This is a genomic window from Pseudomonas sp. RIT778, assembly GCF_019718735.1.
Taxonomy (GTDB): domain Bacteria; phylum Pseudomonadota; class Gammaproteobacteria; order Pseudomonadales; family Pseudomonadaceae; genus Aquipseudomonas; species Aquipseudomonas aphyarum.
In genome coordinates this window covers 70,941-86,325 of record NZ_JAIHBA010000004.1, presented here as the reverse complement: position 1 = coordinate 86,325, position 15,385 = coordinate 70,941, and the positions used below count along the sequence as shown (strand labels likewise).

Genomic DNA, 15,385 nt, shown 5'->3' with positions numbered 1-15,385 from the left:
ATCGCCGAGGGCCAGACTCAACTGTCCGAGCGTTGCCCCACCAGGCTGTCCACCGATGGCACACGGGTGTCGCTCTCCATCTGCGTTTCGTGTTCGATCTGATGACTGAAGCGGTCCAGTGATCCAGTGGCCGGTTGCGCATCGCTGGCAAATACCGGCGGACTCAGAATGTACGCCCCCAACAAGCGACTGAGCGCCGCGAGGCTGTCGATGTGCGTGCGTTCGTAGCCGTGGGTTGCGTCGCAGCCGAAGGCGAGCAGGGCGGTGCGAATGTCGTGACCTGCAGTGACCGCCGAATGGGCGTCGCTGAAGTAATAGCGGAACAGGTCGCGGCGCACCGGCAGTTCGTGCTCACCGGCAAGGCGCAACAGGTGGCGCGACAGGTGATAGTCGTAAGGCCCGCCGGAATCCTGCATCGCCACGCTCACCGCATGTTCGCTGGAGTGCTGGCCCGGCGCGACCGGGGCGATGTCGATGCCGACGAACTCGCTGACGTCCCACGGTAACGCGGCCGCTGCGCCGCTGCCGGTTTCCTCGGTGATGGTGAACAGCGGATGGCAATCGATCATCAACTCCTGACCGCTGTCGACGATGGCTTTCAGCGCTGCCAGCAGAGCGGCGACGCCGGCCTTGTCGTCCAGATGGCGGGCGCTTATGTGGCCACTTTCGGTGAATTCCGGCAGCGGATCGAACGCCACCACATCACCCACGCTGATGCCCAGCGAATCACAATCGGCGCGGGTCGCGCAGTAGGCGTCCAGACGCAGCTCGACGTGATCCCAACTGATCGGCATCTCGTCCACGGCTGTATTGAAGGCATGCCCGGAAGCCATCAATGGCAACACGCTGCCGCGAATCACACCGTTGTCGGTGAACAGGCTGACGCGGCTACCCTCGGCGAACCGGCTCGACCAGCAGCCTACCGGCGCCAGGGTCAGTCGCCCGTTGTCTTTCACCGCGCGCACGGCGGCGCCGATGGTGTCCAGATGCGCCGATACCGCACGGTCGGGGCTGTTTTTCTTGCCCTTGAGAGTGGCGCGTATCGTGCCGCGACGTGTCATCTCAAAGGGAATGCCAAGTTCCTCCAGACGCTCGGCGACGTAACGCACGATGGTGTCGGTGAATCCGGTAGGGCTGGGAATGGCGAGCATTTCCAGCAGGACTTTCTGCAGGTAGTTCAGATCCGGTTCGGGAATGTTCGTTGTCATGGAAACTCCTGATGAGTTGGGCGCATCGACGGTTTCGATGAGGGAAATTTGTGGTGTCTGGTTCGGCCTCTTCGCGAGCAAGCTCGCTCCCACATAAGCAGCGATACCCTGTGGGAGCGAGCTTGCTCGCGAAGGCGTCAATACAGACACCAGGTGATCAAGAGACAGCCGGCTGACTGTGCGGAAACAACAGATCGACAAACCGCTCCGCCGTCGGTTGCGGCTCGTGGTTGGCGAGACCCGCCCGCTCGTTGGCTTCGATGAACACGTACGCCGTTTGATCCGCCGCCGGCACCATCAGGTCGAGGCCGACCATCGGGATTTCCAGCGCCCGGGCCGCGCGCACGGCGGCCTCGGCCAGGGTCGGGTGCAGAATCGCCGTGACGTCTTCCAGCGTGCCGCCGGTGTGCAGGTTCGCCGTGCGCCGCACGAACAGATGCTCACCCGCCGGCAGGATGCTGCTGTAGTCGTAACCGGCCGCGTGCAGGGTTCGCTGGGTTTCGTGGTCCAGCGGGATTTTGCTTTCGCCGCTGGTTGCCGCTTGCCGTCGCCGGCTCTGGGCTTCGATCAGCGCGCCGATGGAATGATGACCGTCGCCGACCACTTCCGCCGGCCGGCGGATCGCCGCTGCGACCACCTCGAAACCGATCACCAGAATCCGCAGGTCGAAGCCCTCGTGGAAGCTTTCGAGCAGCACGCGAGTGTCAAACTGTTTGGCGGCTTCGATGGCCTGCTGCACGTCCTCGATGGTCTGCAGATCCACCGCCACGCCTTGGCCCTGTTCGCCATCCAGCGGTTTGACCACCACGCGCTGGTACTCGTCGAGAAACGCCAGATTGTCGTCCGCATTCCCCGCCAACTGTTGTGACGGCACATTCAACCCGGCAGCTTTCAGCACGTTATGAGTCAGGCTCTTGTCCTGGCACAGGTTCATGCTGATGGCGCTGGTCAGGTCGCTGAGGGATTCACGGCAACGCACCCGGCGCCCGCCGTGACTGAGAGTGAACAGCCCGGCGTCGGCGTCATCCACTTGCACGTCGATGCCGCGCCGATGGGCTTCCTCGACGATGATCCGCGCATAAGGGTTGAACTGCGCCTCCGGCCCGGGGCCGAGGAACAACGGCTGATTGATGCCGTTCTTGCGCTTGATGGCGAACGTCGGCAGGTTGCGAAAACCGAGTTTGGCGTAGAGATTTTTCGCCTGCCGGTTGTCATGCAGCACCGACAGATCGAGGTAGCTCAGACCGCGACTCATGAAATGCTCGATCAGATGGCGCACCAATACTTCACCGACACCGGGACGCGAGCACTGCGGGTCGACCGCCAGGCACCACAGGCTGCTGCCGTTTTCCGGGTCGTTGTAAGCCTTCTGGTGATTGAGGCCCATGACGCTGCCGATCACCGCGCCGCTGTCGTCGTCTTCCGCCAGCCAGTACACCGGGCCGCCCTGATGGTGCGGGGTGAGCAGGGTGGCATCGATCGGCAGCATGCCGCGCGCCTGATACAGCTGATTGATAGCCTGCCAGTCCGCGTCACTTTGCGCACGGCGAATGCGAAAACCACGAAACACCCGGGTGGCCTGACGATAATCACTGAACCACAAGCGCAGAGTGTCGGACGGGTCGAGAAACAGTTGGGTCGGTTCCAGGCCGAGAATCTGCTGCGGCGCGGCGACGTACAAGGAAATGTCGCGCTCGCCCGGCTGTTCGTTGAGCAGTTCCCGCGCAAGGCTGGCCGGATCGGGAAAAGTGTGGCCGATCAGCAACCGGCCCCAGCCGCAATGCACCGCAATCGGCTCGGCGGCCGGCTCGCTGCCGTCCTCGGCCAGACGCGCCTGCAAGCGTTCGTAGGACGGTGTCTGACCGCGCAGCAGCCGTTGGCTGTAAGCCGTGGCGTGAGGTTTCATCGATCAGATTCCTTGTTCGCTGAGCCACAGATTCAGGGCCGCCAGTTGCCACAGCTTGGAGCCGCGCAACGGGGTCAACTGGCCTTGTGGATCGGTCAGCAATTTGTCGAGCATGGCGGGGTTGAACAGGCCGCGATCCTGACTCGGATCGAGCAGCAGTTCGCGCACCCAGTTCAGGGTATCGCCCTGCAAATGTTTGAGGCCCGGCACCGGGAAGTAACCTTTCTTGCGGTCGATTACTTCGCTCGGGATGACCAGTCGCGCGGCTTCTTTCAAGACCTGCTTGCCGCCGTCCGGCAGTTTGAATTTGCCGGGAACACGGGCCGACAATTCCACCAGTCGATAGTCGAGAAACGGCGTACGCGCCTCCAGGCCCCAGGCCATGGTCATGTTGTCGACGCGTTTGACCGGGTCGTCCACCAGCATCACCGTGCTGTCCAGGCGCAGGGCCTTGTCGACCGCCGCATCGGCGCCGGGCTGTGCGAAATGTTCCTTCACGAAGTCACCGGCAGCGTCATTGGCGGTCAGCCATTTCGGCTGCACCGTGGCGGCGTAGTCGTCGTAGCTGCGGTCGAAAAACGCCTCGCGATAGGCCGCATACGGATCGGCGGCGCCGTCGACCTGCGGATACCAGTGATAACCGGCGAACAACTCGTCGGCGCCCTGGCCGCTCTGCACCACCTTGCAATGCTTGGCCACCTCGCGGGACAGCAGATAGAAGGCGATGCAGTCGTGGCTGACCATCGGCTCGCTCATGGCGCGGAACGCGGCGGGCAGTTGTTCGATGATCTCTTTTTCGTCGATACGCAGTTGGTGATGCTGGGTGCCGTAATGCTTGGCGATCAGATCGGAATACTGGAACTCGTCACCGCGCTCGCCACCGGCATCCTGGAAACCGATGGAAAAGGTCGACAGGTTCTCCACGCCAACTTCTCGCAACAGGCCGACGAGCATGCTTGAATCGACGCCGCCGGAAAGCAGTACACCAACATCCACCGCCGCCCTTTGGCGGATCGCCACGGCTTCGCGGGTGCTGTCGAGCACGCGGTCTCGCCAGTCTTCCAGGGTCAGGTTTTTCTCGTCGTCGTGTGGGCCGTAGGGCAGGGTCCACCAGGTTTTCTGCTCGGTGGTGCCGTCCGCTTCAATGCGCATCCAGCTCGCGGGCGGCAACTTTTCAATGCCCGCCAGCAAGGTGCGCGGCGCAGGCACCACGGCGTGGAAATTCAGGTAATGGTTGAGCGCCACCGGATCGAGGATCGGGTTGATGTCACCGCCCTTGAGCAGCGCGGGCAGGGCCGAGGCAAAGCGCAAACGCTGGCCGGTGCGCGACAGGTACAGCGGCTTCACACCGAGGCGGTCGCGGGCGATGAACAGGCGCTGGGCATCGCGCTCCCAGATGGCGAAGGCAAACATGCCGTTGAGTTTCGGCAGCAGCGCTTCGCCCCAGGCGTGATAACCCTTGAGCAGCACTTCGGTGTCGCCGCCGGAGTAGAACGCATAACCGAGCGCTTCAAGTTCGGCGCGCAGTTCCGGGAAGTTGTAGATCGCGCCGTTGAAGGCCAGGGACAGGCCCAGTTGGCTGTCGATCATCGGCTGCGCCGAGCCGTCCGACAGGTCCATGATTTTCAGGCGTCGATGGCCCAAGGCAATCGGCCCCTGAGCATGAAAGCCCCACGCGTCGGGGCCGCGAGGCGCCAGGTGATGGGTGATTCGCTCGATGGCTGCAAGGTCTGCAGGTTGTTGATCAAAACGTAACTCGCCAGCTAATCCGCACATAAAGTCCTTACCGGTTTTTCCGTTGGGGAGGGTGTCGCTGCACCGCGCCGAAATGGCCGGTACCCAGAAACTGACCCGGTGCGGATGTGGGAGTTTTAGAACGATCAGTTATAAGCGTGTTGGCCTGACCGGTGGCCCATTAACAGCTTGGGTGAAGGGGGAGGTAGTAGATAAATATTCGAAACATACGGATTGCTGGTTGTTTCCCGGCCCGAACGGGCAGTTATTCGTGTTTTTTATTCGGCGGCGGGATCGATAGGGTGGAAGGGACTCAACAGCAATAAAGGAATATTGCCCATGTCCACTACACCCGCGTCGATCGCACCGATCGCCCTTACGGAAAAACAGAAACTGAGCTTTTTGCTGGAAGCCACCGGCGATCTGGACACCGCCACGGCCTTGCAGAAAAACTTCCCCTCCGTGCTGCTCAATGCCAGTGCCGACACATTGGCGGCACTGGACAAGACCGCCTGTGACCTGCACGCCATCCAGGCCCAGGTCGAGACAGACTTGAGCCGGCTGCAGTCGCTGAAAAGCTTTTGCATCGCGCAATTGAAATACGCCCTGACCAAACGCTGGTCAGCTGTGTTCGATGTCGAGAAAGACCACCTCGAGTTACCGGGAAGCTATTGCGGTTGCGAGCCGGTAACGCCACCGGGCGGCGGAGCGAAGGTCATGCCGTCGGCTACCCCGACGCTGCTGGAAGCAGCGATGCAGAACTTCACGCAAGACGAGGCGCAAGCCGATTACTTCCCCGAAGGCAGCTTCGTGCGCATTGCCAGCGCACCTGACGGCGTCCCCGGTCTGACCCCGCCGGCGTTCGCCGCGCTCTGCCGGGAGCTGGATCTGGGGCGGCTGTATCAGGAGCATTTCCAGCAGGTGTTCGGAGTCAGGGAAGTCAATGGCAGTCGGGTCGCCACCGGTACGATGGTTCGCAATATTTCGGTGATGAAAAAGCAGATGCTGCAACTGGATCTGCACCTGGCGCTGATGAAGGAACACGTCTCCCGGGACGGTTTTCAGACGGTTCAGCGCCTGATCGACGCCGGTGGCATAGCTGATGCCAAAAGCCTTCAGTTCAAGGGGCGACCGCTGATCATGCAGGGCATTGAAGCGCTCGACAGTTGCCTCTGGGGTGTTGTGGTCTTCTCCGAAAAATCGGTCGAGCTGGATCCGGATCAATGGTGTCTGGTGTACATGCCCGGGGAACCTGATCAGCCCCTCTACGAGTACGCGAGTTTCACGGCGTTCATCGCATATCTGGAGTTCAAACTGGGAGTCGGCAGTTACAAAAGCTACTTCACCCACTGCATCGGCGAAGTCGACAAGGTCGAGTTTTTCAAGACGTTTGCGGAGACCGATAGCCTGGGGCACGTCAAACAATTGGAAATGCCCGGCCCGCTGTTCGATTTCATGCTCAAAAGTCATGTCGGCAAACTGCAACTCGACGCCCGTGCGCTTGCCGTGCCGACTGCCGATGTCGATGAGGAGGAGCGCAAGAAACGTTTGATCCAGTATCTGGAAGTCGGTATGACGATCGCCAACGTGGCGGGGTTCGTCGTTCCGGTACTGGGGCAACTGATGATGGGTGTCGCGATCGGGCAAATGCTCGCCGAAGTGTACGAGGGAATCGAGGACTGGAATCGCGGCGACCGCCAGGAAGCCTTTTCACACCTGCTCAGTGTTGCGGAAAACCTTGCCCTGATGGCCGCCGTGGGTGCCGGCGTCAAGGTCTTGAAGTCCCTGGCGATCAAGACCGTTCAAAAACACCCGGATTTCTTTCAGCCCTTTACCGCCATTCTCGACCGCAGTGGTCAGTCCCGATTATGGAAGCCGCAACTGAGCGCCTATGAACAGCCTCTGCCTGTCGAGGAGGGCCTCGAACCGGACGCGACAGGCTTGTATCAGGCTGACGGCAAGACTTTCGCCCGTATCGACGACCGCACCTATGCCGTGGCGCTGGATCCGGCTTCGAAGATCTGGCGGATTCAGCACCCTGTCCGTCCACAGGCGTATGCGCCGACGCTCAAGCCCAGCCGACACGGCGGCTGGCGTCATGCCTCGGAGCCGAGCGAGCGATGGTCCGGCGCCTATACCCTCAAACGCATCGATCCGCGGTTGGCGCGTTTCGACGACAGTCGCCTGGAGATGATCCGGCGGCTGACCGATACGCGCTTCGACGAACTGCATCGCCTGAGCGATGACAGTCTGCCAATAACGCCTCGTTTACGAGACATGATCGAGCGGTTCGCTCTCGAGCGCCGGGTGCGTGACTTCGTTGCCGCCATGGAGCGTGGCGAAGCGACCGATGCACGGCATGTCCAGGAACAGTTGCAGGCGCTGCCAAGGCTTTCCGGTTGGCCGCAGGATCGCTACATCGAGGTCGTTGATGAAAAAGGGGAGATCACCGAGACCTTTCCTCCCGGCTCGATTGAAGATGACACCCTGAGCGTCATTGTCAGCAACGATCAGTTGGGGAAGGGCGAGTTGCTGCAGACCGTCATCGACGGTCTGTACCCCAAAGAGGTCGAGGCTCTGGTCGGCGCTGACGTTGCGCTGACCGATCGGGGGGTGAAACTGGCGAAAGTCATCGGCGCGGCGGTCAAGGCTGATCGTCGTTCGACGTTCGATCACCTGTACCGGCGCTATGACCTGACCCTGGACAGTGAGGTGCTCAAGATCAGAGCGGCGTATCCCGACGTACCGACGCGTTATGCGCGGGAACTGATTCGTCAGGCTTCGAGCGTCGAGCGCACGCTTCTGCGCACCACCGGACGAGTGCCCATGGGCATTGCGCAACGGTTGAGCGAGGCCACCAACAATGTTCGCCTGGATCGGGCGCTGACCGGGTTCTACCTGGCTGAAGTCGCCAATGCCGACACCGAAAAACTGGCCATCGGCTTGTTGCCGCAACTCGAGGGTTGGGATCCGCAGCTTTACCTGGAACTACGGGCGAAGTCACTCAAGGGAGACCTGCTTGAGACCCTCGGCAAGAAACCGCTCACTGCCGGAAATTCGCTGACGCTGGTCAGGCTCGATGAGGGCTATGAGGCGTTTGACAGCCAGGCTCGATCACTCGGAAAAACCCAGGGGACGGACAGCCTCTATCAGGCGATCCTCAAAGGCCTTTCTCCTGCGCAGGCCAAGGCAATTGGACTGGCAGAGGCCAAGCCCGAAGACAGTTGGCGTTTGCGAAGCCGGTTACTCGACACCGCTCTGGATGAGCGTGAGGGCTGTAACCGCGTCTTGAACGGCGACAGGTTCGAGCCACCGGCCCCTGAACCGGCATGCAGGCTTTCCGATCCACCCGCTGAAGCCACGCATCATCCGCAACGCCTGTTGCGCAAGGTGAAAAAACTCTACCCCTTGTTTTCCGATATTCAGGCCCGGGAGTTTCTTGATCAGTTGGGCGCAGACCATCTGACACGCGCACTTCGGGTCAGGCAATTGCAGGATGACCTGGCGCGCCTGCGAGAGGTGCTCGATACCTGGATGGACGATGCCGCGGCCATCAAGGCTCAGGGCGGGATATCGAGTGAAGTGCGCGAATGCCGGCATCTCGTGGCGTACGAGATCGAAGACAGTTTTCGCCGGCTGGTTTTACTGCCCGACGAGTATTACCGTCCGGCCTATGGCCTGAAGCTCGATGGCATGCGGTTCGGAAAGCTGCCGATCCTGCCGCCCGGGCTGAGCTTCGATCACGTGAGGCATCTGTCACTGCAAAACATGCAGCTGGACAATGATGTCGCGTATTTCCTCAAAGCCTTCAAGAACCTCGAGACACTTGAGCTGGGTCGCAACAGGCTCACCCAGTTGCCGGAGGCGGTCTCGCTCATGCCGAATCTCAGGCGTTTGGGCCTGATGCACAACCGTCTTCAGATGACCGAGCATGCCCTGGTGAAATTGTCGCGAATGCGCAATTTGCAAAGTCTGGACCTCAGCGAAAACCCTCTGGGGGCGACGGTGGACGTCAGCGGGATGTTCGAACTGTCTGACCTGAGCGTGCGCAATACCCGCACCACGGAACTACCCAAGGGGTTGCACCGTTTGCCGAACCTGGATCGGGTAGATCTGCGCGACAATGACATTCGCGATTTACCACAGTGGCTGTTTGAAACACCGCGGCGCTTCAGTGAAACGATCAATCTGCGCAACAACCCGATTTCCGCTCTCAGCAGTACTCATCTGGAGAACTACCGCAAGAAAATCGGGGTCGGCATGGGGTATCTGGAAAACGATATCGCGCGCCTGGATGAACACCAGGCACGTTCGATCTGGCTGACCGAAACCGGAGGGACGGTGGGTTCCAGGCGGCTGCAAACATGGAACGCGATCAAAGACGATCCGATGGCCGAAGGCCTGTTTCATTTGCTGGCGGAGCTGGGCAATACCGCTGACTCCGAATTCGTGCGAGAGGATATGTCCAGGCGGGTCTGGGCGGTGCTTGAGGCGACGCAGGCCAACGCCGAACTGCGCGAGCAGATTTTCAATCTGGCGGCCAACCCGATCAATTGCACGGATAGCGCAGCGCTGAACTTCAGTCATCTGGAGGTCGCCGTGCATGTGCGCAATGTATTGCGCTTTGCCGGTGAGAGGCAGGTCTCCCCGACGGTCCTGATGAAGCTTGCCCGAGGCTTGTTCCGGCTTGAGCAAATCGACTTGATAGCGGCGGAACACGCCCGGGATCAAGGATCCCCCGACCCTCTGGAAGTGACCCTTGCGTATCGCACGGGGCTGGCACGGGCGTTCGACCTGCCTGGGCAGGCGGCGCATATGCGTTACAGCGAACTGGCTGATGTGACGGGTGATGAATTGATAGCGGCGCTCCACCGAATCCAGACGGCTGAGCTGTCCTCCAGCTGGGTGAAGTTTCTGGTTCGCCAGCCGTTCTGGAGTGACTACCTGAAAACCCGTTTCGCGCAGCAGTTCGAAGACGCCATTGCCCCTCACCATGAGGAAGTTCAGGCACTGTTCGAAAAAGCTGAGGAACTCACTTCTGCCGACTACCTGAGTGAAATGGGTCTGTGCACCTCGCGTAAGCAACAGACCGAGAACGCCCTGTTGCAACGCTTGACCCAGCGTATCGCGGAGCAGATCGAGCGGGGCACCTGCATCGTGCCCGGTGACTGACAGCGTCTGGACGGAGCGCCCGGTTCACTTGCCGCGAATCAACTGGCGCAGGGCGAAGCGGTTGGGGTGACAGGCCTCGGCCACGGCTCTGGGCAGCGGCAGCGGTTCGTTGTCCAGCCACGCGGCCAGTAACTCGCCAGACAGTGGCGCGGTGATCAACCCGCGTGAACCATGGCCACTGTTGACGTACAGGCCATCCAGCCACGGGCAGGGAATGTCCGGCACTTGCCGGGCATCCTTGCTCAAGGCGCGATAGGCCTCGGTGAAGGCTTCGCGATCGGCGAGCGGGCCGACAATCGGCAGGTAATCGGGGCTGGTGCAACGGAAGGCGGCGCGCCCCTCAAGGCGTTCGGCGTCGAGTTCGTCGATGTGCAGGCGCGCGACCAGATCCGTGGAGATTTCTTCGAGCATCGCCAGATTGCCCAGGTGTTCGGCGGTGGTCGGGGTCAGGTCGTCGCTGTTGAAATCGAAACTGGCACCGAGGGTGTGTTCGCCCAGCCGTGCCGGTGCGACGTAACCTTCGGCGCACACGACTGTGGCCAACGCCTGACTTTGCGCGGTCTGCGCCAGTCGGGTGATCTGCCCGCGAATGCGCTTGAGGGGCAGGTCGGCACTCTGGGCAAAACGCTTGATTTCGGCAGCACCGGCCAACACCACGACGGGTGCTGTTGCGATCAGTCGTTCACCGTCGAAGGCTTGCCACTGACCGTCGATTTTGCGCAGCTCCACGGCTTCCTGATGGGTGAGCAGCGTGACGCCCGGTTGTGCGGATTGCGCCTGACACAGCGCCGGCGGATGCACCCAGCCGCCCTCGGGATAATACAAACCACCATGGGCCAGACCGACCCCGGCACGGGCCTGCGCTTCGGGTTGATCAAGCCATTGCAGAAGGTCTTCGGGGAACGCGGCCGCCAGTTGCGCCTGACGCTCGCGTTCCTTTTCATTGAACGCAAGTTGCAGCACGCCGCAGTCGTCCCAGTCGGTGCCGCGTTGCAGGGTTTCCAGCAGGCGTCGGGTGTAGCCGAAACCGCTGACGATCAACTGCGACAGTGCGGTGCCATGGGCGGACAGTTTCAGGTACAGCACGCCTTGGGGATTGCCCGAGGCTTCCTGTGCTACCGCGTCATGCCGTTCCAGCAGACTGACTTGCCAACCCCGCGCCGCGAGGCTGGCTGCCGTGGCGCAACCGGCCAGACCGGCACCGATCACCAGGGCGCGACGCTCACCGCTCAACGGAGCCGGGCGGGCGAACCACGGTTTTTCGGCGGCGGGGGGCGCAACGTCCTCGGGCCAGCCGAGAAATTGGCCGCGCAGGATCTCCCACTTATGGCCGATGCCCGGCGTGCGCTTCATCTTGAAGCCGGCGGCGTTCAGCAGGCGCCGTACCCAACCGGTGCTGGTGAACGTGCTGATGGTCGAACCGGGCGCCGCCAATCTCGCCAGTTCGGCGAACAGTTCGGCAGTCCACATCTCCGGGTTTTTCGCCGGGGCGAAACCGTCGAGAAACCACGCGTCGATCTGGCCGTCCAGTTGCGGCAACTGCTCCAGCGCATCGCCGATCAGCAGCGTCAGGGTCACACGACCGTTATCCAGAACAATGCGCTGAAAACCCTGATGAATTGCCACGTAATGCTTGAGCAACTGATCGGAGAACAGCTTCAAGTCGGGCCACAACGCCAGCGCCCGTTGCAGGTCGGCAGGGCTCAACGGAAATTTTTCGACGCTGACAAAATGCAGCCGCGCACCGGCCACCGCATGCTGTTCGAACAACTGCCAGGCGCAGAGGAAATTCAGCCCGGTGCCGAAGCCGGTTTCACCGATCACCAGTCGCCCACCCGCCGGCAGCGCGGCAAAACGCTCGGCAAGACGGTTCTGTTCGAGAAACACGTAGCGGGTTTCATCCAGCCCCGACTGGTCGGAAAAATACACATCGTCGAACACTCGCGAACGCGGGCGTCCCTGGTCATCCCAGTCGAGTTGGGCGTGGGGCATTACAGGTTTCATGGCAGGCTCGGCAACGACAAGGCGGCCATTCTAGCCGATCACGCAGGCGGCGCTTGATCCATGGCAAGCCTTGCTGACGATCACTCAAGGACAATCCGCCGCCGGCGGGAATTTCTGTGCCGCGTCAGAGCCCAATCCGCTAGTCTTGCTGAATCCTGGAAGGAGCCGTCCCATGTTCGAATCCGCTGAAATCGGTCACGCCATCGACAAAGACACCTACGAAGCCGCCGTGCCCGCCCTGCGTGAAGCGTTGCTTGAAGCCCAGTTCGAGTTGCAGCAGCAGAAGCGTTTCCCGGTGATCATTTTGATCAACGGCATCGAAGGCGCCGGCAAGGGCGAGACGGTGAAGTTGCTCAACGAGTGGATGGACCCGCGCCTGATCGAAGTGCGCACCTTCGACCAGCAGACCGATGAAGAGCTGGCACGGCCACCGGCCTGGCGTTACTGGCGGATGCTGCCGGCCAAGGGGCGGATGGGGATTTTCTTTGGCAACTGGTACAGCCAGATGCTGCAGGGCCGGGTGCACGGGTTGTTCAAGGATCCACGTCTGGATCAGGCGATTGCCGGCGCCGAGCGCATGGAAAAGATGTTCTGCGATGAAGGCGCGCTGATCTTCAAGTTCTGGTTCCACCTGTCCAAGAAACAGATGAAGGCGCGGCTCAAGGCCCTGGCCGATGACCCGCTGCACAGCTGGCGCATCAGTCCGCTGGACTGGCAGCAATCGCAAACTTACGACAAGTTCGTCAAATACGGCGAGCGCGTGTTGCGTCGAACCAGTCGCGATTACGCGCCGTGGCATGTCATCGAGGGTGTCGACCCGCACTACCGCAGCCTGACGGTCGGCAAGATTCTGCTCGAAGGCCTGCAAAACGCGCTGAAGCGTCCCGATGTGCATCCGCACGATGTCAGTGCCCAGCCGCTGGGCTCGTCGGTGGATCAGTTGAACCTGCTCGACAGCCTCAACCTGACCCAGCGTCTGGAGAAGAAAGACTACGAAGAGCAATTGATCACCGAGCAGGCGCGGCTGTCCGGCCTGATGCGTGACAAGCGCATGCGCCGTCACGCGCTGGTGGCGGTGTTCGAAGGTAACGATGCGGCGGGCAAGGGCGGTTCGATTCGTCGTGTGGCGGCGGCGCTCGATCCGCGCCAATACAGCATCGTGCCGATTGCCGCACCGACCGAAGAAGAGCGAGCGCAGCCGTATCTGTGGCGTTTCTGGCGGCACATTCCGGCGCGGGGCAAATTCACTGTGTTCGACCGCTCGTGGTACGGCCGGGTGCTGGTGGAGCGGGTCGAAGGCTTTTGCAGCACCGCCGACTGGATGCGTGCCTATGGCGAAATCAATGACTTCGAGGAGCAACTGGCCGATGCCGGGGTGATCGTGGTCAAGTTCTGGCTGGCGATCGACAAGGACACGCAGATGGAGCGCTTCCAGGAGCGCGAAGAAATTCCGTTCAAGCGCTTCAAGATCACCGAAGACGACTGGCGCAACCGCGACAAGTGGGACGCCTATCGCGCCGCCGTCGGCGACATGGTCGACCGCACCAGCACCGAAATCGCGCCGTGGACCCTGGTCGAGGCCAATGACAAGCGCTGGGCCCGGGTCAAGGTGCTGCGCACAATCAACCGGGCGCTGGAAGAAGCGTTCGAAAAGTCCGACAAACGAGCCAAGAAGCACAAGGACTGAACCGATGGGCCCGCATACGCGAGGTGAATGATTGTCGCGGTCGGCGATTGGGTGGACTTATGCTCGGTCCACTCTCAACCGACTGCAACAATGAGGTATGCCATGCGTGAAGTGGTGATCGTCGACAGCGTACGGACCGGCCTGGCCAAGTCCTTTCGCGGCAAGTTCAACCAGACCCGTCCCGATGACATGGCGGCCCATTGCGTCAATGCGTTGCTCTCGCGCAACGACATCGACCCGGCCAGCGTCGAGGATTGCATCGTCGGCGCCGGTTCCAACGAAGGCGCCCAGGGCTACAACATCGGTCGCAACGTCGCGGTGCTCTCGCAATTGGGCACCGGCACGGCGGGCATGACCCTCAACCGTTTTTGTTCCTCAGGCTTGCAGGCGATTGCGATTGCCGCCAACCAGATCGCGTCGGGTTGCAGCGACATCATCGTCGCCGGCGGCGTCGAGTCGATCAGCCTGACTCTGAAAAGCGTCAACACCGATCACCTGATCAACCCGTTGCTCAAACAGCAGACCCCGGGCATCTACTACACCATGGGCCAGACCGCCGAAGTGGTGGCGCGTCGTTATGGTGTCAGCCGCGAGGCGCAGGATCGTTACTCGCTGCAAAGTCAGATCCGCACGGCTCAGGCGCAGGCAGCCGGCCTGTTCAGCGATGAAATCGTGCCGATGGCGGTGAAGTACCGCGTTGAAGACAAAAACAGTGGTGAAGTGCAGGTCCTCGACGGCGTCGTAGATCATGACGACTGCAACCGCCCGGACACCACCTATGAAAGCCTCGCCGGGTTGAAACCGGTGTTCGCCGAGGACGGTTCGGTGACTGCCGGCAACTCGTCGCAGTTGTCCGACGGCGCCTCGATGACGCTGGTGATGAGCCTGGAAAAGGCCCTGCAACTGGGGCTCAAGCCGAAAGCGTTTTTCCGTGGGTTCACCGTGGCCGGTTGCGAGCCGGACGAAATGGGTATCGGCCCGGTGTTCTCGGTGCCGAAGCTGCTCAAGGCCAAAGGCTTGCAGGTGGCGGATATCGATCTGTGGGAATTGAACGAAGCGTTCGCCTCGCAGTGCCTGTACGCCCGTGATCGTCTGGAAATCGACAACGAGAAGTACAACGTCAACGGCGGCTCGATTTCCATCGGTCACCCGTTCGGCATGACCGGGTCACGGCAGGTCGGGCATCTGGTGCGCGAGTTGCAGCGGCGCAATCTGCGCTACGGGATCGTGACCATGTGCGTGGGCGGCGGGATGGGCGCGACCGGGTTGTTTGAGGCTGTGCGTTAAGTCCGGGAATTTGTTTTGCTCTCTCGATAGCTTTCGCGAGCAAGCTCGCTCCCACAGTTGACCCTATTCTTATTGAAGGAATGTGATCGAATGTGGGAGCCAGCTTGCTCGCGAAGGGGGCGACCGGATCTACCTGCCAGAATCCCGCAACTGCATCCGCGCGATGTAGGCGCGGATTTCCTGCTCGGCTTTCTCGGGGCTGTCGAACGGCCCTTCGAGGGTATTTTCCCGGGTGCTGAAATACAGGTCGCCGTTGACCCGGCACACGCGGTCGCTGCGAAAGCGCGTGGCGGGGGCGGTGTCCTGGGCGCGCATGCCTAACATGACGGGGTCTCCTTGGTGATTGATGTCCCGGGCTGGATCCAAGAAGCTTATGCCTGAACCACT

8 protein-coding genes are annotated in these 15,385 nt (G+C 61.4%); 3 read left to right on the top strand and 5 right to left on the bottom strand.

Features of this window, described 5'->3' with window-relative positions:
• Positions 1-17 precede the first annotated feature (17 nt).
• The 3 genes from K5E37_RS03450 to K5E37_RS03440 all read right to left on the bottom strand — a co-directional run bounded on the left by K5E37_RS03450 (position 18) and on the right by K5E37_RS03440 (position 4,890).
• Positions 18-1,208, bottom strand: a complete 1,191-nt coding sequence (locus K5E37_RS03450) for an osmoprotectant NAGGN system M42 family peptidase (protein ID WP_085683500.1) — start codon at positions 1,206-1,208, stop codon at positions 18-20.
• Positions 1,209-1,365: 157 nt separating this feature from the next.
• Positions 1,366-3,114 (bottom strand): N-acetylglutaminylglutamine synthetase, encoded by a 1,749-nt coding sequence (gene ngg / locus K5E37_RS03445; RefSeq protein WP_221533148.1) that lies wholly within the window; start codon positions 3,112-3,114, stop codon positions 1,366-1,368.
• Between the two features lie 3 nt (positions 3,115-3,117).
• On the bottom strand, positions 3,118-4,890 hold the full coding sequence (locus K5E37_RS03440) for an N-acetylglutaminylglutamine amidotransferase (protein WP_085607268.1): 1,773 nt from the start codon (positions 4,888-4,890) through the stop codon (positions 3,118-3,120).
• Positions 4,891-5,187: 297 nt separating this feature from the next.
• On the opposite strand from K5E37_RS03440, the gene K5E37_RS03435 reads away from it, so the two are divergent.
• Positions 5,188-10,020: an NEL-type E3 ubiquitin ligase domain-containing protein gene (locus K5E37_RS03435; RefSeq protein WP_221533147.1), complete on the top strand. Its 4,833-nt coding sequence runs from the start codon at positions 5,188-5,190 to the stop codon at positions 10,018-10,020.
• Between the two features lie 24 nt (positions 10,021-10,044).
• Here the strand turns inward: K5E37_RS03435 and mnmC are convergent, their stop codons facing one another.
• Positions 10,045-12,024, bottom strand: a complete 1,980-nt coding sequence (gene mnmC / locus K5E37_RS03430) for a bifunctional tRNA (5-methylaminomethyl-2-thiouridine)(34)-methyltransferase MnmD/FAD-dependent 5-carboxymethylaminomethyl-2-thiouridine(34) oxidoreductase MnmC (RefSeq protein WP_221533146.1) — start codon at positions 12,022-12,024, stop codon at positions 10,045-10,047.
• Positions 12,025-12,196: 172 nt separating this feature from the next.
• On the opposite strand from mnmC, the gene pap reads away from it, so the two are divergent.
• Together pap and K5E37_RS03420 are read left to right on the top strand one after the other, a co-directional pair.
• Positions 12,197-13,711: a polyphosphate:AMP phosphotransferase gene (pap, locus tag K5E37_RS03425; protein WP_221533145.1), complete on the top strand. Its 1,515-nt coding sequence runs from the start codon at positions 12,197-12,199 to the stop codon at positions 13,709-13,711.
• 102 nt (positions 13,712-13,813) lie between these two features.
• A complete protein-coding gene (locus K5E37_RS03420; protein WP_221533144.1) occupies positions 13,814-14,998 on the top strand; it encodes a thiolase family protein in 1,185 nt (394 codons plus the stop codon).
• Positions 14,999-15,127: 129 nt separating this feature from the next.
• Here K5E37_RS03420 and K5E37_RS03415 read toward each other — a convergent pair whose 3' ends face one another.
• Positions 15,128-15,322 (bottom strand): DUF6316 family protein, encoded by a 195-nt coding sequence (locus K5E37_RS03415; RefSeq protein WP_221533143.1) that lies wholly within the window; start codon positions 15,320-15,322, stop codon positions 15,128-15,130.
• Positions 15,323-15,385 lie beyond the last annotated feature (63 nt).